Source organism: Pantoea piersonii, assembly GCF_003612015.1.
Lineage (GTDB): Bacteria > Pseudomonadota > Gammaproteobacteria > Enterobacterales > Enterobacteriaceae > Pantoea > Pantoea piersonii.
Genome location: NZ_RARB01000001.1, coordinates 854,840 through 874,036, shown reverse-complemented (window position 1 = coordinate 874,036; position 19,197 = coordinate 854,840). Strand labels below are relative to the sequence as shown.

General features: G+C 63.7%; 13 protein-coding genes. 7 read left to right on the top strand and 6 right to left on the bottom strand.

Going from position 1 to position 19,197, the window contains the following annotated elements; all coding sequences use genetic code 11:
• Positions 1-5 precede the first annotated feature (5 nt).
• From D7S44_RS04170 to D7S44_RS04145, 6 genes are all read right to left on the bottom strand, one after another.
• The gene (locus tag D7S44_RS04170; protein WP_120452310.1) at positions 6-2,606 is read right to left on the bottom strand and encodes a nitrate reductase; all 2,601 of its coding nucleotides are present in this window, start codon (positions 2,604-2,606) and stop codon (positions 6-8) included.
• Positions 2,603-6,667 carry a nitrite reductase large subunit NirB gene (gene nirB, locus D7S44_RS04165; protein WP_120452308.1) on the bottom strand — a complete coding sequence of 1,355 codons (4,065 nt, stop codon included), beginning with the start codon at positions 6,665-6,667 and terminating at the stop codon, positions 2,603-2,605. Before nirB ends, D7S44_RS04170 begins: the two co-directional genes overlap by 4 nt.
• Before the next feature lie 10 nt (positions 6,668-6,677).
• Positions 6,678-7,466 carry an ABC transporter ATP-binding protein gene (locus D7S44_RS04160; protein ID WP_120452306.1) on the bottom strand — a complete coding sequence of 263 codons (789 nt, stop codon included), beginning with the start codon at positions 7,464-7,466 and terminating at the stop codon, positions 6,678-6,680.
• A 9-nt stretch (positions 7,467-7,475) separates the two neighbouring features.
• Positions 7,476-8,342, bottom strand: coding sequence for a nitrate ABC transporter permease (ntrB, locus tag D7S44_RS04155; protein ID WP_120452304.1), 867 nt, complete (start codon positions 8,340-8,342; stop codon positions 7,476-7,478).
• Positions 8,339-9,604, bottom strand: coding sequence for a CmpA/NrtA family ABC transporter substrate-binding protein (locus tag D7S44_RS04150; protein WP_120452303.1), 1,266 nt, complete (start codon positions 9,602-9,604; stop codon positions 8,339-8,341). The genes ntrB and D7S44_RS04150 overlap by 4 nt, the downstream gene beginning before the upstream one ends.
• A 305-nt stretch (positions 9,605-9,909) precedes the next feature.
• Entirely contained in the window at positions 9,910-11,139 is a 1,230-nt protein-coding gene (locus tag D7S44_RS04145) for a nitrate regulatory protein (RefSeq protein ID WP_120452301.1), read from the bottom strand.
• A 498-nt stretch (positions 11,140-11,637) separates the two neighbouring features.
• On the opposite strand from D7S44_RS04145, the gene D7S44_RS04140 reads away from it, so the two are divergent.
• The 7 genes from D7S44_RS04140 to D7S44_RS04110 all read left to right on the top strand — a co-directional run bounded on the left by D7S44_RS04140 (position 11,638) and on the right by D7S44_RS04110 (position 19,164).
• Positions 11,638-12,132, top strand: a complete 495-nt coding sequence (locus D7S44_RS04140; RefSeq protein WP_179256440.1) for an SH3 domain-containing protein — start codon at positions 11,638-11,640, stop codon at positions 12,130-12,132.
• An 85-nt stretch (positions 12,133-12,217) separates the two neighbouring features.
• Positions 12,218-13,435 carry a type IVB secretion system protein IcmH/DotU gene (gene icmH, locus D7S44_RS04135; RefSeq protein WP_120452299.1) on the top strand — a complete coding sequence of 406 codons (1,218 nt, stop codon included), beginning with the start codon at positions 12,218-12,220 and terminating at the stop codon, positions 13,433-13,435.
• Positions 13,435-15,549, top strand: coding sequence for a type VI secretion system membrane subunit TssM (gene tssM / locus D7S44_RS04130; protein ID WP_120452297.1), 2,115 nt, complete (start codon positions 13,435-13,437; stop codon positions 15,547-15,549). Before icmH ends, tssM begins: the two co-directional genes overlap by 1 nt.
• A gap of 14 nt (positions 15,550-15,563) precedes the next feature.
• Positions 15,564-16,262 carry a type VI secretion system-associated protein TagF gene (gene tagF, locus D7S44_RS04125; RefSeq protein WP_120452295.1) on the top strand — a complete coding sequence of 233 codons (699 nt, stop codon included), beginning with the start codon at positions 15,564-15,566 and terminating at the stop codon, positions 16,260-16,262.
• Positions 16,263-16,298: 36 nt separating this feature from the next.
• Positions 16,299-17,423 (top strand): type VI secretion system-associated FHA domain protein TagH, encoded by a 1,125-nt coding sequence (gene tagH, locus D7S44_RS04120; RefSeq protein ID WP_120452293.1) that lies wholly within the window; start codon positions 16,299-16,301, stop codon positions 17,421-17,423.
• Positions 17,420-18,196 (top strand): PP2C family protein-serine/threonine phosphatase, encoded by a 777-nt coding sequence (locus D7S44_RS04115; protein ID WP_120452291.1) that lies wholly within the window; start codon positions 17,420-17,422, stop codon positions 18,194-18,196. The genes tagH and D7S44_RS04115 overlap by 4 nt, the downstream gene beginning before the upstream one ends.
• Positions 18,197-18,210: 14 nt before the next feature.
• On the top strand, positions 18,211-19,164 hold the full coding sequence (locus tag D7S44_RS04110; RefSeq protein ID WP_120452289.1) for a hypothetical protein: 954 nt from the start codon (positions 18,211-18,213) through the stop codon (positions 19,162-19,164).
• Positions 19,165-19,197: the final 33 nt, after the last annotated feature.

Genomic DNA, 19,197 nt, shown 5'->3' with positions numbered 1-19,197 from the left:
CTCCGTTACGCCGTCGCCGGCGTGGATAACAGCAGTTTCAGTTCAGGCAGGCAGGAGCCGCAGTTGGTGCCGCACTTCAGCGCGACGCCCAGCGCCGCAGGCGAGTCACAACCCTGCGCCACAGCCTGCCTGATCGCCGTTTCGCCGACGCCGAAGCAGCTGCAGATGATGCGCCCCGCGCTGTTGCCCTGCGCCGCCCGGCCCGCCAGCAGCGCAAAACGCCCGGCGGCGTCGGCGGGCGGTGCGCGAAAGGCGGCGGCGATAAGTTCATGGTCGAGCAGCGGCAGGCGCGGCGCGGCGTAGAACGCCAGCTGCAGTTCGCCCGCGCGCCATGCCAGCAGCCGATACTCTCCCGCCGCGCCCTGCGCCAGCTGGAGTTGCATACCCTGGGTTGCCAGCTGCGCCTGCGCCCAGTCGCTCGCGTTGCCATCGCCCGCCAGCGTCAGCCGCTGCGCGCCCGATTGTGGCGCGCGCGCCCAGTAGCGCAGCCCGGACGGCGCAGCAACTTCGCGCTGCCACAGCCAGCCCTGCCAGCCGGTACGCAGCGGCTGGATACGCACCGCCGTCTGCTTCAGCGCCGGCTGGCCCGACGCAGGACAGCAGCGCGCCGTCACCAGCGCATCGACGTTGCTCTGCAGCGCAAACTGGCGGTTCCAGTGCATCGGCGCAAACAGCTCGTTAAGCCGCATACCGCTGTCGAAACGCACCCGCCCGATCATCCAGCCATGCGTCGACTGCACCCGCGCCAGCTCGCCGCTGACAAGGCCCCGGCTCCGCGCCGTCGCGGGATGCAGCGCGATAAAAGGCTCGTCGATATGCTGCATCAGACGCGGCACGTTGCCGGTGCGCGTCATGGTGTGCCACTGATCGCGAATGCGCCCGCTGTTCATCAGCAGCGGATACGCCTCGCTGGTCGGATCATCCAGCGGCGCGGCGCAGGGCAGCAGCCGCGCTTTGCCGTCGGCATGGAAAAAGCGGCGATCGCCGAACAGCCGGGCGCAGCCCTGCGGGAAGCGCGCGTTAACCGGCCACTGCACCGGTTTCAGCCGATCCCACGCCTCGTTGCTGAGCTGCGCCAGCCCGCTGATGTCAAAGGCGCGCTGCCCCTGGTTTTCAAAGCCGGAAAGCGCGGCATGTTCGCGAAAGATTTCCGCCGGATGCTGCCAGCCAAAGGCGTCGCCGAAGCCGAGCCGCTGCGCCACCTGCGCCAGCAGCCACCAGTCCGGCTTCGCCTCGCCGGGCGGCGGGGCAAATGCGCGCTGGCGCGAGATGCGCCGTTCGGAGTTAGTGACAGTGCCGTTTTTCTCGCCCCAGCCGAGGGCGGGCAACAGAATATCGGCAAAGGCCGTGGTGTCGGTATGCGCCATCACGTCGGAGACGATCACCAGCGGACAGGCGGCAAGCGCCTGCGCTACCCGGTTGCCTTCAGGCATCGACACCGCCGGATTGGTGCCCAGGATCCACACCGCCTTCACCTCGCCGCGCGCCACCGCCTCAAACAGCGCGACGGCGGTCAGGCCAGGCCGACGCGCCACCGTCGGGCTGCCCCAGAAGCGCTGCAGCCGGTCACACTCCGCGTCGCTGAAACCCATATGCGCCGCCAGCTGATTCGCCAGTCCACCCACCTCGCGTCCGCCCATGGCATTAGGCTGACCGGTCAGCGAGAATGGCCCGCAGCCCGCGCGGCCCAGCTTGCCGCTCAGCAGATGGGCGTTAAGGATAGCGTTGTTGTGGTCGCTGCCGCTCGCTGACTGATTGATGCCCATGCACCAGAGCGTCAGCACGCGATCGCTGCCGGTAAACAGCTGATAGAACTGGGCGAGCTGGTCGCGATCCAGCGCGCAGGCATCCGCCGCGCGCGCCAGCGTCCAGGGCCGCGCAGCCTCCAGCGTCTCCGCGACGCCGTTCAGGTGCGGCAGCATCTCGCTGTCGATGGCGTCATGCTGCGCCAGCCAGTTAAGCAGGCCGCTGAACAGCGCGCCGTCGCTGCCCGGCCGCAGCGGCAGGTGCAGATCCGCCAGATCGACGCTTGCGGTGCGGCGCGGATCGATAACCACCACGCGCATCGCCGGGCGCTGCTGCTTCGCCTGTACCAGCCGCTGATACGCCACCGGATGCGTCCAGGCGGCGTTAGAGCCTGCCAGCACTACCAGATCCGCCTCGGCGAAATCTTCATAGCAGCAGGGCACCGCATCCGCGCCGAAGGCGCGCTTATAGCCCACCACCGCCGAGGCCATACAGAGACGGGAGTTGGTGTCGATATTGGCCGCGCCGAGATAGCCCTTCATCAGCTTGTTGGCGACGTAGTAATCCTCGGTGAGCAGCTGCCCGGAGGCGTAGATCGCCACCGCTTCCGGGCCGTGCCGATCGATAATGGCGCGCAGGCGTACAGCGGCGCTCTCCAGCGCCGCATCGAGCGACACGCGTTCGCCATCCACCTGCGCCCACAGCAGCCGTCCGCTGGCGTGCAGGGTTTCGCCCAGCGCCGCGCCCTTGACGCACAGTCGCCCGAGGTTAGCCGGATGGCTGGCGTCGCCCGTGACCGTGCCGTCGGCGCGTACGCTGACGCCGCAGCCAACGCCGCAGTAGGGACAGGTGGTATTCATGAGGCCTCCGCCATCAGCTTCAGCGGCCGGTTCGCCACCCAGATGCGCCCCGCTTCCAGCTTCACCGGCCAGCAGCGCAGCTGGTGCTGCGGGTTGTCGAGGCTCTGTCCGTCGCGCAGCCGCACGCGCTGTTTATAGAGCGGCGAGATCACCACCGGCTCACCCGCCACATCGCCAAGAATGCCGCGCGACAGCACGCTGACGTCGCTGCCCGGCTCGCGATCCTCCAGCGCGTAAAGCGCGTCGCCGAAGCGGAACAGCGCGATGCGCTCGCTGCCGAGCCGCGCGCCAATGCCCGCCTGCGGCGGCACCGCCGTAAAATCGCACAGCGCGCTCCAGGGTTCGGCGGGCAGCTGCAGTAGCGGGACAGACGTCTGCGCCGCCGGCTGGCGCTGCTCGCGCACCCGGTCGTAGTGCAGCGTCTCGTCCGGCCGATCGCTGTTGACTGCGGCGGTGAAGAGCGCGCGCCGCGACGGATCCGCCAGCGTGGTTTGCCATTCGCACTGGTAGCTTGCGACCACGCGCTGCATCTCCGTCTCCAGCGTCGCCGCGATGCCCAGGCTATCTTCAATGACCACCTGACGCAGATAGTCGAGGCCGCCTTCGAGGTTATCCATCCAGACGCTGGTGCGCTGCAGCCGGTCGGCAGTGCGCACATAGAACATCAGGATACGGTCGACGTAGCGGATCAGCGTCTCGTCGTCGAGATCGCTGGCGAAGAGATCGGCATGGCGCGGCTTCATGCCGCCGTTGCCGCAGACGTAGAGATTCCAGCCCTTCTCGGTGGCGATCACGCCAATATCTTTGCTCTGCGCTTCGGCACACTCGCGGGTGCAGCCCGACACCGCCATCTTGATCTTGTGCGGCGCACGCAGCCCTTTGTAGCGGTGCTCCAGCGCAATGGCGAAGGCGGTAGAGTCCTGCACGCCGTAGCGGCACCAGCTGGAGCCGACGCAGGATTTTACCGTGCGCAGCGATTTGCCGTAGGCGTGACCGGTTTCAAAGCCCGCCGCCAGCAGCGCTTCCCAGATGGCGGGCAGCTGGTCCAGCCGCGCGCCAAAAAGATCGATACGCTGGCCGCCGGTAATTTTGGTGTAGAGATCGTAGCGCGCCGCCACTTCGCCGATAGCGATCAGCCCCTGCGGCGTGATCTCGCCGCCCGGTACGCGCGGCACCACGGAATAGGTGCCATCTTTCTGGATATTGGCGAAATAGCGATCGTTGGTGTCCTGCAGCGGCAGGTGCGCCGGTTTGAGCAGGTAGTCGTTCCAGCAGGAGGCAAGCAGCGACGCCGCCAGCGGCTTGCAGACCTCGCAGCCGTGGCCGCGCCCGTGCGCCGCCAGCAGGGCGTCCCAGCTTTTGAGCTCGCCGACGCGGATCAGATGATAAAGCTCCTGACGCGAACAGGCGAAATGCTCGCAAATATCCTTTTTCACCTCGACGCCGAGGTTCGCCAGCTCGCTCTCCATAACCTGTTTGACCAGCGCTGAGCAGCCGCCGCAGCCGGTGGCCGCACGGGTGCACTGCTTCACCGCCGCCAGATCGCCGCAGCCACTCTGCACGGCGGCGCAGATGTCGCCCTTGCTGACGTTATGGCAGGAGCAGACCTGGGCGCTCTCAGGCAGCGCCGCCACGCCCGATGTGCGGGCCGGCGCGCCCGCCAGCGCGGGCAGGATCAGGCTCTCCGGCGCATCGGGCAGCGCCATCTGATTCAGCATTAGCTGCAGCAGCGTGCTGTAGTCGCCGCTGTCGCCCACCAGGACGCCACCAAGCAGGCTCTTACCGTCGCCGCACACCACAATTTTCTTGTAGACGCCTTTGGGTTCGTCAGTCCAGTAGTAGCTCTGACTGCCTGGAGTGCGGCCATGCGCATCGCCGAACGAGGCGACTTCCACGCCAAGCAGCTTGAGACGGGTGCTCATATCCGCGCCGCTAAAGGCGCTCGCCTCGTCGGCGAGGTGCCCGGCCAGCACCCGCGCCATCTGGTAGCCGGGTGCCACCAGGCCGAAGACCTGCCCGTTCCAGAGCGCGCACTCGCCGATGGCGAACACCGCGTCGTCGCTGGTCTGGCAGAGGTCATTGATCTCAATGCCGCCGCGCGGGCCGAGGGTTAATCCCGCCTCGCGCGCCAGCTCGTCGCGCGGACGGATGCCCGCCGAGAAGAGCAGCAGATCGGTGGACAGGGTTTCGCCGTCGGCGAAGTGCAGCGTCAGGCTGCCGTCTGCCTGGCGGTCGATGCGCTGCGTCTGCTTAGCGGTATGCACCTGCACGCCGAGCGCGTCGATTTTCCGCCGCAGCATCTGCGCACCGCCCTCATCCAGCTGCACCGCCATCAGGCGCGGCGCGAACTCGACCACATGCGTCTCCAGCCCGAGCTGACGCAGCGCGTTGGCCGCCTCCAGCCCCAGCAGGCCGCCGCCGATCACCACGCCGCGACGGCTGCCGCGCGCGCACGCGGAGATGGCGTCGAGATCGTCCAGCGTGCGGTAGACGAAGCAGCGCGCGTCGTCGTGGCCGGGGATCGGCGGCACAAAGGCGCGTGAGCCGGTGGCGAGCACCAGCTTGTCCCATGCCAGCTCGTCGCCGCGGCTGTCGCGCAGGCTGCGCTGCTGACGATCGATAGCGACGACCTGACAGCCGCTGCGCAGTTCTATGCCGTGCGCGGCAAAAAAGTTCTCATCGACCAGCGATAAATCCGCCGCGCTTTTGCCGTCGAAAAAGGAGGAGAGATGCACGCGGTCATAGGCGGGCTGCCGCTCTTCGCCGTAGACCACGATGTGATAGCGCTGATGCAGCGCGCGCGCCACCAGCTGCTCAAGGAAATGGTGACTGACCATGCCGTGACCGACCACGGCTAATACCGGTTTACTCATCATCGGGCTTCCTGCAGCCTGCGGCTGCGCTTCGGGTTGATTATCAAAAAGGGTATGAAGAGCGGCGTTTTCGCCCGCCTGAAGTTTTGCCAGCAGCGGCGCGGCCTGCTGGCAGTCGCCGTAAAGCAGCACGCCGCACAGGCGACCGTCGCGCAGAAACAGACGGCGATAGTCGCCGGAGAGAGGATCGAAGCTGGTGCAGCTCTCCGCCTCGCGAATATCGCCCGCGCTGAACAGCGAGATGCCGCTCACCTTGAGGCGGGTGCCGCTTTCCTGGTAACGAAAATCAGCGATCGGCCGATCGGCCAGCTGCGCCGCCAGCACGTCTGCCTGCGCCAGACAGGGCGCCACCAGGCCAAAGGTTTCGCCGCTGATTTCGCAGCATTCGCCGAGCGCGTAGACGTCGGGTCGCGCGCTGCGCAGCTGGCGATTCACTACGATGCCGCGTCGACAGGGCACGCCCGCCGCCGCCGCGACGGCGATCTCTGGTTCAACGCCGATGGCGATCACCACCTGCGCGGCGGGCAGCGTGCGGCCGTCTGCCAGCACGACACCCGCTGCGGTCACCTCAGCCAGTCCGCTGTTAAGCTCCACGCGCAGGCCGCGCGATTCCAGCTGCCTGCACAGCAGCGCCCCCGCCTGGGCATCCAGCTGGCGATCCAGCAGCCAGGCTTTATGGTGCAGCAGCGTCACCTCGCGCCCCTGCGCGCACAGCGCGGCAGCGGCCTCAATACCGAGAAAGCCGCCGCCCAGCACCACCACCGGCCCCGCGCCGGCCAGCAGCGCATCGACATCCTCTTTTGTGCGAAAGCCGTAGACCTGCGGCTGCGCAATGCCGGGTATGGCGGGCAGCCGCGGGCGCGATCCGGTGGCAAACACCAGCCGATCCCACGCCAGCGCGCGCCGATCGGTGCGGAGCCGACGCGCAGCGAGATCGACCGCCTGCACCGTTTCGCCCGCCAGCAGCGTGACGCCCTGTCGCCGGTACCAGTCGCGCGTGTGAATCAGCGTCTCCTCGAAGCTTTTCTCACCCGCCAGCACCGGCGAGAGCAGCACGCGGTTATAGTTGCCGTGCGGCTCGCGTCCGATCACCGTGATGGCGTAACGATCCGGCGCGAGGCGCAGCAGGCTTTCCACCATGCGCATTCCCGCCATGCCGTTACCCACCACCAGCAGCCGTTGCTTCATATGCGGCTCCTCAGGCTGCCGAGGTCTGTTTTTCATAAAGGAAATGCAGGATCTGCTGGCGTAGCTGGTGGTAGCGCGCGTCATCCGCCAGCGCGACCCGCGAACGCGGCCTGGGGAGCTCGATATTCAGTATCTCGCCCACCTTCGCCGCCGGGCCGTTGGTCATCATCAGCACCCGGTCAGAGAGCAGCACCGCCTCGTCGACGTCGTGGGTGATCAGCACGATCGTGGTGTTCAGCTCCTGCTGAATGCGCATCACGCTCTCCTGCAAATGCGCACGCGTCAGGGCGTCAAGCGCGCCGAACGGCTCGTCGAGCAGCAGGACGCGCGGCTTCATCGCCAGCGCGCGCGCAATGCCGACGCGCTGCTTCATGCCGCCGGAGATCTCGCCGGGACGCTTGTGCATCGCATGGCTCATCTGCACGCGGTTCAGGTTGTGCTCAATCCACTCCGCCATTTCCGCTTTATCCATGCGGCCGTTGAACACCTGCCGCACCGCCAGCTCCACGTTCTGCCAGGCGGTCAGCCAGGGCAGCAGCGAATGGTTCTGAAACACCACCGCGCGCTCCGGCCCCGGCCCGGCGATTTCGCGGTTGTCGCACAGCAGCACGCCGCTGCTCGGCGCGGTCAGCCCGGCGATCAGGTTGAGCAGCGTCGATTTGCCGCAGCCCGAGTGCCCAATCAGGCTGAGGGTCTCTCCTTCGTGAATGTCGAACGAAACGTTATCCAGGGCGAGGAAGTCGCCGCCCGCCGTCGTGAAACGCTGACTGACCTGCTGAACGCGAATAATCGGTGACATAGCGGCTCCTTATTTGTCCCAGGTAAAACGACGGGCCAGCAGCATCAGGCCCTGCTCCAGCAACAGCCCCACCACGCCGATAATCAGAATGGCGATGAGGATGTTCTCCACGTTGAGGTTGTTCCACTCGTTCCAGATCCAGAAGCCGATGCCGAGGCCGCCAGTGAGCATTTCGGCGGCGACGATGACCAGCCAGGCGATGCCGATCGACAAACGCACACCGGTCAGCACCGCAGGCAACACTGCGGGAAAGAGGATGCGGCGCATCACCGTCCACTCTGAAAGCTGCAGCACGCGCGCCACGTTGAGGTAGTCCTGCGGAATACGCTGCACCCCTTCGGCGGTGTTGATCACCATCGGCCAGATGGAGCAGATAAAAATGGTCCAGCTGGAGGCGGGCTCAGCGCGCTGAAACAGCAGCAGGCCGATGGGCAGCCAGGCCAGCGGGCTGACCGGACGCAGCAGCGCGACGATGGGGCTGAACATGCGCGATACAAAGGTGAAGCGGCCCAGCAGAAAGCCCGCGGGGATCCCCACCAGCGCCGCCAGCCCAAACCCGACGGCGACGCGCTGCAGCGAGGCGAGCACGTTCCAGCCGATGTCCTGATCGTTCGGCCCGGCGTTATAAAAGGGATCGGCGAACAGCGTCAGCGCTGCCTGCCAGGTGGCGTAAGGCGTCGGAAAGCCACTGCTCCACAGCGCGGCGATCTGCCACACCAGCAGCATCAACAGCAGACCACACAGCGCCGGGATCAGGCGCTGCATCAGCGGACGCAGACGGGGCGGACGGACCGCGCGTTTCGGTGTCAGGTTGAGGGTGACGACGGTGCCGGACTCAACGGCCGTCGGCGCGCTTATCTGAGCGGTTTTTTTCATTTCTGCTTCTCCTGGCGGTTCAGGGCGAAACCGGCGGCGTAAGCGGCAGGATCGCTGCCGTCCCATACCTTGCCGTCTATCAGGGTGCTGCTGCGCAGTTCGCTTTGCGGCAGCGCGACGTTGCCGACGGCGGACGCCGCCTGTTTGTAGATGTCGATACGGTTGATCTGGCGCGCCACCGCAAGGTAGTCCGGCTCGGCGCTGAGCATGCCCCAGCGCTTCATCTGGGTCAGGAACCACATGCCGTCGGAGAGCCAGGGAAAGCTCACCGCGCCGTCGTGGAAGAAGCGCATCGGATGGGTCTCCTGCCAGCTTTTGCCGAGACCGTCCTGATACTGCCCGAGCATGCGTCCCTCAAGGGTTTCAACCCGGGTATTGATCCAGGCGCGCTGCGCCAGCACCGCGGCGGTTTCGCGGCGGTTATCGTCGGAGGCGTCTATCCAGCGCGCCGCCTCCAGCACCGCGGCAGTCAGCGCGCGGGCGCTGTTAGGAAAGCTGTTGACCCACTCGGCGCGGGTGGCGAGGATCTTCTCCGGGTGATCCGGCCAGATCTGCTGTGAAGTCGCGACGGTGAAACCGATGTTGTCGCTGATGGCGCGCTGGTTCCACGGCTCGCCGACACAGAAGCCGCTCATATTGCCGATCTTCATATTCATCACCATCTGCGGCGGCGGCACGACCAGGGTGCGCACGTCGTCAAAGGGATGAATGCCCGCGCTGGCGAGCCAGTAGTAGAGCCACATGGCATGGGTGCTGGTGGGAAAGGTATGTGCGAAGGTAAAAGCGCCTTTGGGCTGGGCCGCTACCGCCCGCGTCAGGCTGGCGGCGTCGGTGACGCCCTGGGCCTTTAGCTGGCTGGAGAGCGTAATCGCCTGGCCGTTGTTGTTGAGCGTCATCAGGCTGGCCATATCATGCTGCGGCCCCGCCACGCCCAGCTGCAGGCCGTAGATCATGCCGTAAAGCGCGTGGGCGGCGTCCAGCTCGCCGGAGGTGAGCTTGTCGCGCACCGCCGCCCAGCTCGCCTCTTTGCTCGGCTGCAGCGTCAGACCATATTTTTTATCGAAGCCCTTCACCGCCGCCATCACCACCGGCGCGCAGTCGGTGAGCGGGATAAAGCCGACGCGCAGGCTGGCCTTTTCCGGCGCGTCTGACCCGGCGGCCCAGACGGCGTTGCGCAGACCCGGCAGCAGATATGCGCCGCCAGCGGCGGCGCTGGCGAGTAATAACTTGCGCCGTGAGGCGGAAAAAGAGGAGTGGCTCATCGCTCGCTTCCTGAAAAAAGAGAATAAAAAAGGCGTCCAACCCACATGCCTGCGCATGCGGATGGACGCCTTTATCCAGAGCATGTGTTCCGCCGCCGTTGGCGAAACACGTGCGAATTTATTTAAACAACTTCATCTGAACAGCAGCAAAGAGCGTGCCAGCTTGCACAGACCGCGGCGACGCGGCTTCTGGCGCGGCTAAGCCAGACGGATGCACTTCGCTAACGCAGCGTGCGCACAGCCGTTGTGCATCTACCTCTCACGAGGTAGCCGTTGTGCGCGCTGTTCTCTGGCTCGCGCTTATCTCATTGCCCTGCGGGCGGCTGCGCCATCGCGGCGACCGCCAGCACCGCCTGGGCGATGTCAATAATGCGCTTATTCTGGTTCATGGCGCTTTTGCGCAGCGCCTGCCACGCGGCCTGTTCGCTGTAGTCATGCTGCTGCATCAGCCAGGCTTTCGCCTGATCGATCACCCGCCGCTCCTCCAGGGTGGCGCGCATTGTCGCCAGCTCGTCCGCCTGACGCTGCAGACGCTGCGCCTGCTCGCGCACCAGCGACAGAACCGAGCGGCCAAGCTGATGCGCCAGCCCGTCGCTGTGCAGCCGGGTCTGCTCTTCCGGCAGCCAGTCGGCACCGGCGATATAGAGGCTGAAGCTCTGATCCGCCGCCTGAATCGGCTGTGCGGCCTCGCTTTGCGCGGCATGGATAGCCTGACGGCAGCGGGCCATCAGCGTGGCGGTAAGGTGGTCTTCAAGGGTTTTCATCTGGTCGATGCGGGCGCTGAGCAGTGAGAACCAGCGCAGCGTGCCCGACTCCTCTGCCTGGCCGAGCGTGCAGGCGATGCGCCGTAGCCGCTCGATTTCCCGGCTGGCGGCGGCGAGCGGACGCCAGCGGGCCAGCGCGTCGGCGTCGGCAAACTGGCTGAAGGTGGCGAAGCTCTGCTCCTGCGCGGCAATAAGCGCCACCATACGCTGACGCTGCGCCTCGCTGAAGCAGCCGGCGGCGAAACCTGCCGAGCCGGTCGCGCGCTCCTGCCCCGTCAGCTCCTTACCCTGCATAAAACTGAACAGCGCAATCAGCGCGCGGGAGATATCGGGATGGCTGGCGGTATCGGCCGCCTCGAACACCAGGTTCAGCAAGGTACGGATGACCTGGTTGAACGCCTGCATCGCCTGCGCCTGATCGCGGTTGCCCGACAACATCTGCGCGCGCAGCGCAGGCAGCGCCGCCAGCGTCTGCAACGCGGCGGCGATCAGATTGCAGAAGCGGCTGTCGCCGGGATGGGCGGCGGCGGGCGGCAACGCCTGTGTAAAGTCCCGGATTGCGGCGCTCACCTCCTGCTCGCGCGCCAGGCGCTCCTGGCTAAACAGCCGGCCCTGTGAGCAGATCCAGATATTGCTGGCGCCGCGCTCGCGTTGAAGCTGGTGGATCAGTTCGCTCAGCGCCGCAATCAGCTGGCCGGTATGCAGCAGCCGTTGCAGGCTGGCGATATCGCTGTCGCGCGATGCCTGGAGGTATGCCAGCGCGTCGGTCATAGGGATCACCTTGTGTTTTGAGTCACATTTTCAGGGCAAAATGAAGCAAAAGCCGTGCCGCTTTAAGGAAAGAATGCGATCGCCCTCACCCGGATTTTCTGAAAATGTTATGCGTTCAAAAAGCGCCGGACGTCCCCCAGGTCCCAGAAGCAATTAAAAAAATTTAATAATTTCCTATTCCCTGAGGCGCATGACAAAATAGGCTGCTTCATAATTCATCGCGTTACGTTATTCATTAGTAAATTTCGTTTAACTGAACTACTCAGCGACGTTTTTTGGCATTTTTGCGCGCCGTGCGCCAGGCTTGCTAGCATGGCTTTAGCGTGAGCGCAATGGTTTGAAATCTCAAAAGTCTTAGGTAGACTGGATGCAGTACTATCCTGATGTAATTTGTCCGTTTTTTTAGCTGATGCTGTGAAGGCATGATGCAGCGCGCAGGTCGTCACAGGGATGACGATGGCGGCGTATTATGCAGTTACTCTGATGAAATCGAGGAACATGGTGAAAAAGAGTCTTGCGTTAATGCTGCTGGCGACATTGACCCTGGCGGGCTGTAAAGCACCGCCGCCGTCTGTCACCGATGACACGCTGGTCACCAGCGAAGTCAATGGCGTTAAGTTAGTTCATCGTCATGCGGTCGCCGCGCCTGCCGAATTTACCCCGGTTAATGAGACCTGGCGCGCGCTCTACGCAGCTTCGGTGATGACCACGCCCGATTATGGCGGCAAAGTGGTGCGTTATCTTGAAAACGGTAAGCCGTTCGAAGTACTGGGCAGCGTCGAAAACCACTGGCTGGCGATCGCTGACCAGGCGGACGGCCCGCTGATTGGCTATGTTCCGCTGAAAGCGGGCGTGGAAAGCAGCCGCTACGAAGCGACCCTGCGCAGCGATCGCCCTCGCCCGCGCGGTAAGAATAAGCAGGTCTGTGTCGATGTCGGCGGCGCCAGTAAAGCGTGCCGCACCAACGATACCGCGACCTGGATCTTAGACTGATAATGAAATCCGGCGCATATTGCCAGTACGTAATCCCTGAGCTAGCCACTCAGGGATTTGTTCTTGTCTGGAAGAATCCCCGTTAATGACACAAGAATCGCAGGCCGCAGAGGTGAACGCCTCGGGCAACGATAATCTTTTATTACAGGCTGCGGCGCCGCTGCTGAATGCCGTGGTGCAGCTTCGCCAGGCGGTCACGCACGACGATCCCGCAGGCCTGCGTCAGTCGCTGATTGATGAAATCCGTCAGTTCGAGCAGCGCTGCAAACAGGCCGGGCTGCCGTTCGAGATGATTATCGGCGCGCGCTACTGCCTGTGCAGCGCGCTGGATGAGGCCGCCGCTCAAACCCCATGGGGCACGCGCGGCGTCTGGTCAGGCAACGGCATGCTGGTCACCTTCCATAACGAAAGCTGGGGCGGCGAAAAATTCTTCCAGCTGCTGTCGCGCATATCGCAGAGTCCGGCGCAGCATCTCTGGCTGCTGGAGATGGTGCACTACTGTCTGCTGCTCGGCTACGAAGGCCGCTATCGCGGCAGCGACAGCGGACGGGTACAGTGCGACGCCATCCGCAAGCGCCTCGCGAAGCTGATTGAGGAAACGCGGCAGCCGCAAAGCGAGAACGCCAGGCCACTGGTCGAGGTGCATCCGCTGGTCAGCAGCATCTCCCGCCCGATGATTCCGCTCTGGGCTTGCGCTACCGTCGCCGCGCTGATCGCCTGCCTGCTCTACAGCGCTCTTAACTGGCGGCTGGGCAATGACGCCGAACCGCTGCTGCGCGCCATTTATCAGACGCCGCTGCCGCAGATCACCGTCGGGCGTCGTCCCTCTTCGCCCCAGGCGCTGCTCGATCTGCGTCAGCGCCTCAACGACGTGATTGCCGCCGGTCAGCTTGAAGTCAGCGACGGCGCCTTCGGCAGTAAAGTAATTATCCCCGCCGACAAGCTGTTCGCCGAACAGGGCACCGCCATTAATCCGGTGGGCCGCGCGCTGCTGGCCCGCGTCGCCACGGCGATGAAGAACGTCAAAGGCACGGTGCTGGTGTCGGTCTTTACCGACAATCGCCCGGTAGACAACAGCCGCTTTGCCTCCAGCTATGAATTCTCCTTCGCTCGCGCCCGCGCGGTGACGCAGCTGTTGCAGACGCAGCTCGCCGACGGCCACGCGATCCGTTCTGAAGGACGCGGCGACAGCGATCCGCTGCTGCCCAACGACAGCAATGAAAACCGGACACGCAATCGTCGCGTTGAGATCACTCTGTTTGCCGCGCCGGAAACGCTCGGTAATCATCAAGGAGCTCAGTAATGCGCGCATCCTTACGCCCTGTTTTGACTCATCGTCTGCTCTGGAGCTTTATTGGCGTTACGGCGCTGAGTTGCCTCGTCTGGATCCTCGGCCCGCTCTGGAGCTGGGGAGAAACCCGACCGCTGGAGCCGGAGCTGCCGCGCCAGCTGACGGTAGGCGCACTCTTTTTTATCTGGGTTTTGTTTCAGTTTATCCCTTCGCTCTATCGCGCCTGGTTTAACAGCAAGCTGCTCACTACGCTGCAGCAGACCAGCGCGGAAGATCTCTCTGAGCGGCAGGCGACCGAAGAGCTGCTTACCCAGCGCTTCAGCGAGGCGGTAACGCAGCTAAAACGCATGCCCTTTAGCCGCAAGAGCAACAGCCGCTGGCTGGCGCGCATGCACTCCAGCTATCTCTATCAGCTGCCGTGGTATCTGGTGATCGGCGCCCCTGGTGCGGGCAAAACCACCGCGCTGCTGAATGCCGGGCTCGATTTTCCCCTGACCGACAGCGTCGGCAAAACCGCGATCCGCGGCGTCGGCGGCACCCGTCACTGCGACTGGTGGTTTACCGACCAGGCGGTGCTGATCGATACCGCCGGGCGCTATACCCTGCAGGAGAGCCAGCGCGCGCGCGACGCCGGTGAGTGGCACAGCTTTATTAATCTGCTGAAGCGCTACCGCACGCGCCAGCCGATCAACGGCGTGATCATGACGCTCAGCGTGGCCGATCTGCTGAGCGAATCCGCCGAGGCGCGTTATGCCCAGGCGAGCGCCATGCGCAACCGCCTGAGCGAGCTGCACCAGCAGACCGGCATCCACTTTCCGGTTTATGTGATGGTGACCAAGACCGATCTGCTGAAGGGGTTTATGGGCTATTTCGGCGCGCTGGAGAAACGCCAGCGCGACGCCATCTGGGGCTTTACCTTCCCCTGGGAGCCGGGCAAGCCGCATAAAGATGACTGGCATCGCAGCTTTAATCAGCAATTCCGCCGTCTGGAGCGTCAGCTTCAGCAGCAGCTGAGCCACAAAATGGCGCAGGAGCGCGACCTCAGCCAGCGCGCCGACTGTTTCCTCTTTCCGCAGGAGTTCGCTTCGCTGCGTCCGCTGCTGAACGAGTATCTCGACGTGGTCTTCTCCGGTCAGCAGGAGTCAATCGCCTGGAGCGCCCGCGGACTCTTCTTTACCAGCGGTACCCAGGAGGGCCTGCCCTTTGACCGCATTATGGGCGAGCTGAGCCGCAAGCTGCAGCTGCCGCAGGCGAGCGGTCAGACCATCGCCGCCTGGGACAGCGTTAACCGCAACAGCCCGATTCCCGGCAATAAGGGACAGAGCTTTTTTATTCGCGATCTCCTCAGCGATCTGGTGTTTCGCGAAAGCGGCCTCGCCGGCAGCAACCGTCACTGGGAGCACCGCAATCAGCTGTTTCACTGGATTGGCTACGGCGTGCTCGCGGGCGCGCTGACTATCGCCTCGGGACTCTGGCTGATTAGCTTTTTCCAGAACCAGCGCTATCTCAGTCAGGTGGCGGATCGCGTGCCGACCATCGTGAAGCAGAGCCAGCAGGTGATCCATCAGCCAGCCGATAATATTTTTGATCTGCTTCCCTTTTTGAACAACCTGGTGAAATTGCCGCTTTCCGACCATTTTTCTCTGGATAATCCGCCTGTTACTATGCGCGCCGGGCTGTATCGCGGCACTCAGGTCAGCGACGCGGCCTGGGCGCTTTATCAAAATGCGCTAAAGTCTTTGCTATTACCGCGCGTCGCGCAGCAGATCACCAACCTGCTGCGAAACGACAAGGGCGATGATAATGAATACAGCCGTAACGCGCTGCGTGCCTATCAGATGCTCTACCAGCCGCGCAACTATGACGGTGAATTTCTGCGCGCCTGGCTGATGCAGAATTTGCAGCACTCGCTGCCTGAGAACGTCAGCGCGCGTGACCTGCAGCAGCTCGACTGGCACCTCAGCCAGCTGCTGGATCAGCAGATTCAGTCTTCGCCCTATGCGCGTGACAATGCGTTGATGATGCGCAAACTTGCGGAAAATCTTAAAAATGCGGGTCGGGAAGGCAGTGCGCTGGCCGTCACCCCTGCGGTGGCTGCGAAGCGATTGACCGCGCATAGCGAGTAATGATGAGGTGAGAGATGGCTGCGATCGTCGCCCCCGGCTGGTACGGGAAGCTCCCCTCAACCGGCGATTTCCTGCGCCACCGGTTGAGTGAGAAACATATCGCGCCCTGGACCCACTGGTTTCAGCAAGGGCTGATGCACTGGCACAGCCAGGAGCAGGCGGCAACCAGCTGGTTTCTGCAGGCGCCAGTGTGGAACTTCGTCCTGCCGGTCACGCCGGGCGTGCAGCAGGTGCAGATGGGCTGCCTGATGCCCTCGTGCGACCGCGTGGGGCGCGCCTGGCCGCTGCTGGCGCTGCGCACTTTTCCGCTCAGCCAGTGGCATCCGGCACAGCTCGCCATCTCCGGCGACTGGTTTCAGGATTTAGGCGCCACGCTCTACCAGGCCGTGCAGGTGCAGATCGCCGCCGCGCAGCTGGAGCAACAGATTCAGGCGCTGCCGCCGCTGCTGGTGCCGGAGAAGCAGCGCTCCGACATTATGGATGTGATCGGCTTCAGCGATCTGCCCTGCACCCTGAGCTGGCGCGAGGCGGCGGACCGGTTCGATCCGCAGCAGCATATCAGCTACTGGTGGACCAATCGCTGCGACGGATTCGCCCATGCGACCCACAAGCACAGCGGCAACCTGACGGCGCAACTTTTTTCACTACTTTTTAACCCGGCGGCAGGTACACAGCCGGGACGTAACGGCCTCTATCCGCCAATGTTCGAATAACGGCCTTGCGTTTGCCCATCAGACACGGGATGACTCATGCAATTTACCATTGTGCAGTGCAATACGGATGTTCCGGTAAAAACCGTGGCGTTTCAGCCGCCCGGCGGCACTATTGGCCGTAGCCAGGATAACGATCTGGTATTGCCGGATGAATCGCGCGCCATTTCGCGTTTGCAGGCGCTGGTGCACCTTTCCGCCGACGGCGAATGTCGCCTGACCAGTCAGGGCAGCGTAACCGCGGTGGTGCACAACGGCGTCGCGCTGGATCGGGGCATGCAGGTTCGGCTGCAGCATGGCGATGCGCTGCAAATTGGCGAATACCAGCTTGCGGTACAGGACCCGGCGCGCGCTGACGCGGCGAAAGATGACCCGCTGGCGCTGTTTGTCAGTGAGATGCAGCTGGAGGACGATCCGCTGGGCCTCGATGCAGAGCCGGTGGAAAGCGTTGTCTCTGCGACGCCTTCGCCGTCGCGCCACAGCGACGCGCGGCTGGCGATCGAGCCGCAAAAGAGCGAGTCGCCGCGTTTGACGGGCGCCGCCTTACAGGATCAGGAAAAACTGATCGCCGCGCTGCTCGACGGCATGGGGCTGAGCAACGGTCACGCCACCCCTATCGACGAAGAGCAGATGCGCGTTACGGGACGTATGCTAAGCCTCTTCTCGCAGGGCACGGTTGCGCTGCTGTCGTCGCGCCAGATTCTGAAGCGCGGCGTGAAGGCGGATATGACGATGATCCTGAACGAAGCGAATAACCCCTTTAAGATCCTGCCCTCCGGGAAAACGGTGCTGATGCAGATGTACCAGAGCCAGATGCCCGGCTTTATGCCGCCTGAGCAGGCGGTGCGCGACGCGCTGGTGGATCTGCAGGCGCATCAGCTCGGCATGATTGCCGGTATTCGCGCGATTATCGCCGCCATGCTGCAGTCGTTTAACCCGCAGCGTCTGGAAGAGCAGGCGCGCAGCGAGGGCGTCCTGCCCAAACTCCCCTTCTCTGTCGCCCGAAAAGCCGCGCTCTGGGACTACTTTACGCGCAATTATCAGCGCACCGCCGGCGAGATCGAAGATGACTTCCATACCCTGTTCGGCGAGGCCTTCCTGCACGCCTACGATGTGGAAGTCAACCAGTACAAAGATTCGCAGACCCGGACGGATGAAGCATGAAGATTGTTTTTGCCAGTCGCTGCCAGCAGGGGCTGCGCGATGAGAACCAGGACCGCACCGGCGCGGAAATTACCGAAGAGAAAGCCTGCTTTGTGGTATGCGACGGCGTGGCGGGCCTGTCCGGCGGCGATCGCGCCGCGCAGCTGGTGCGCGACACCCTGCTGGCCGAGCTGCATAGCCAGCCCCGGCTGACGCCGGAGAATACCCACGCGGCGATTGAACACTGCCGCGCGGCGCTGCGGCAGGCGCAGGAGCAACAGCCCGGATTTTCGCGGATGAGCACCACGCTGGCCGCCCTGTTTATTGACCGCCCGCAGCGGCGCGCCTGGTGGGCGCACGCCGGGGACAGCCGGGTTTATCACTTTCGGCACGGCGCGCTGTTCGACGTCACGCGCGATCACAGTCTGGCGCAGCAGCTAAAGGATGCGGGCTATGAAAATACCGGCATTAACAGTAATTTACTCTATAATGCGCTCGGCGCGGATCCGGCGCGTCCGGTCACCTTTTCCGCCGAGCTGGCGCTGGAGGATGGCGACGCCTTTCTGGTCTGCACTGACGGATTCTGGCTAAACCTGACGACCAGGGAGATGGAGCAGGCATTGCGCATGGTCAATGCCTGCGAAGAGTGGCTGGCCCTGATGGAAAAAGCGGTCAGCCGCAGCGTGAAGAAGGATAATCTCAGCGCGCTCTCTGTGTGGATCGGCGAACCTCAGGACGCCACGTTGCTTTATTCTGCGGCGGATTCGGCACGCTTTCTGCCACCCCGCGACTGATACCAGGGATCATTATGAAATTATGGTTGTCCGGCATTGCGACCTTATTTATCGCCTTCAGCGCGCAGGCCGAAGATTATCGCGTGGTTTATTCACCCAGCCTGGCGCTGGAGGTCTTTATTGACGGCGTAAAAAGCAAGGCGCCTGACGACTGGTGTAAAGAGTCGCTGCCGCTGCGTATCGTGTCGGGTAAAAGCACCGATTCCGCCGTGCTGACGTCATTTTTGCCGCGCGTCGGCACGCTGCTGGCGAACCAGTGCGGCACGCTGGACGAACTGCCCTGGCAAATGACCAACAAAGAGGGCGGCGTACTGGCCAGCGGTAGCGCCAGCAAACTGCAAAACTGGCGGCCGATTGTGATGGCTGACGCCACCGCCAGCGCCAGCGCGGCTAACGCCGCGCCGCTCGATCTGTCGCGTCCGGCCAATACCGCGCCGCTGCAGCATTTCGATCTGCCTGGCGGCTGCCGCTTCCGCACCTCATGGGACGCCGACGGGCAGTCGCTGTTTATTCCTGACAGCGCGAAAGCGCAGTGTCCGCATGATGGCTGGCTGGAAGGCAAAAGCGAGATAATCTTAGCGGATAAGGGTAAAAACAGGCCTCTGACGGTCACCTTTTATCAGGGCTACCCTGTTGCGAATCTGTCGATTTCCGGCAACTCGCTGCAAATCGTGGCCGTCAATAAAGAGCGCATGATCGTCACGCGCGCCGATGCGGCGGACAGCTGGCTGGTGCTGCCTTTCGACGAGGCGAGCCACGTCTGGCGCTTTAACGGCGCGCTACTGGTCAAAATGGATAAGAATACGGCGCAGCAGGATCCTGACGCCGTGAAATCGCGGGTGGAAACGTTGCGTGGTCTTTGGGGACCGCAGTTTATGCCACAGCAAAAAGTGAATGTGTTACTGATCGACACCCTGCACGCCGATCTGGTTGATCCGGCGATAGGTGCGTGGCGTAACATCAATTAATTACAGCGCAGCCTGTCTGTCAGGCGGTGTTCA

What these genes read in the sequence shown, in the direction of transcription:
- D7S44_RS04170 (WP_120452310.1), bottom strand. Translation starts at nt 2,606, where the DNA reads ATGAATACCACCTGTCCCTACTGCGGCGTTGGCTGCGGCGTCAGCGTA.
- nirB (WP_120452308.1), bottom strand. Translation starts at nt 6,667, where the DNA reads ATGAAGCAACGGCTGCTGGTGGTGGGTAACGGCATGGCGGGAATGCGC.
- D7S44_RS04160 (WP_120452306.1), bottom strand. Translation starts at nt 7,466, where the DNA reads ATGTCACCGATTATTCGCGTTCAGCAGGTCAGTCAGCGTTTCACGACG.
- ntrB (WP_120452304.1), bottom strand. Translation starts at nt 8,342, where the DNA reads ATGAAAAAAACCGCTCAGATAAGCGCGCCGACGGCCGTTGAGTCCGGC.
- D7S44_RS04150 (WP_120452303.1), bottom strand. Translation starts at nt 9,604, where the DNA reads ATGAGCCACTCCTCTTTTTCCGCCTCACGGCGCAAGTTATTACTCGCC.
- D7S44_RS04145 (WP_120452301.1), bottom strand. Translation starts at nt 11,139, where the DNA reads ATGACCGACGCGCTGGCATACCTCCAGGCATCGCGCGACAGCGATATC.
- D7S44_RS04140 (WP_179256440.1), top strand. Translation starts at nt 11,638, where the DNA reads ATGGTGAAAAAGAGTCTTGCGTTAATGCTGCTGGCGACATTGACCCTG.
- icmH (WP_120452299.1), top strand. Translation starts at nt 12,218, where the DNA reads ATGACACAAGAATCGCAGGCCGCAGAGGTGAACGCCTCGGGCAACGAT.
- tssM (WP_120452297.1), top strand. Translation starts at nt 13,435, where the DNA reads ATGCGCGCATCCTTACGCCCTGTTTTGACTCATCGTCTGCTCTGGAGC.
- tagF (WP_120452295.1), top strand. Translation starts at nt 15,564, where the DNA reads ATGGCTGCGATCGTCGCCCCCGGCTGGTACGGGAAGCTCCCCTCAACC.
- tagH (WP_120452293.1), top strand. Translation starts at nt 16,299, where the DNA reads ATGCAATTTACCATTGTGCAGTGCAATACGGATGTTCCGGTAAAAACC.
- D7S44_RS04115 (WP_120452291.1), top strand. Translation starts at nt 17,420, where the DNA reads ATGAAGATTGTTTTTGCCAGTCGCTGCCAGCAGGGGCTGCGCGATGAG.
- D7S44_RS04110 (WP_120452289.1), top strand. Translation starts at nt 18,211, where the DNA reads ATGAAATTATGGTTGTCCGGCATTGCGACCTTATTTATCGCCTTCAGC.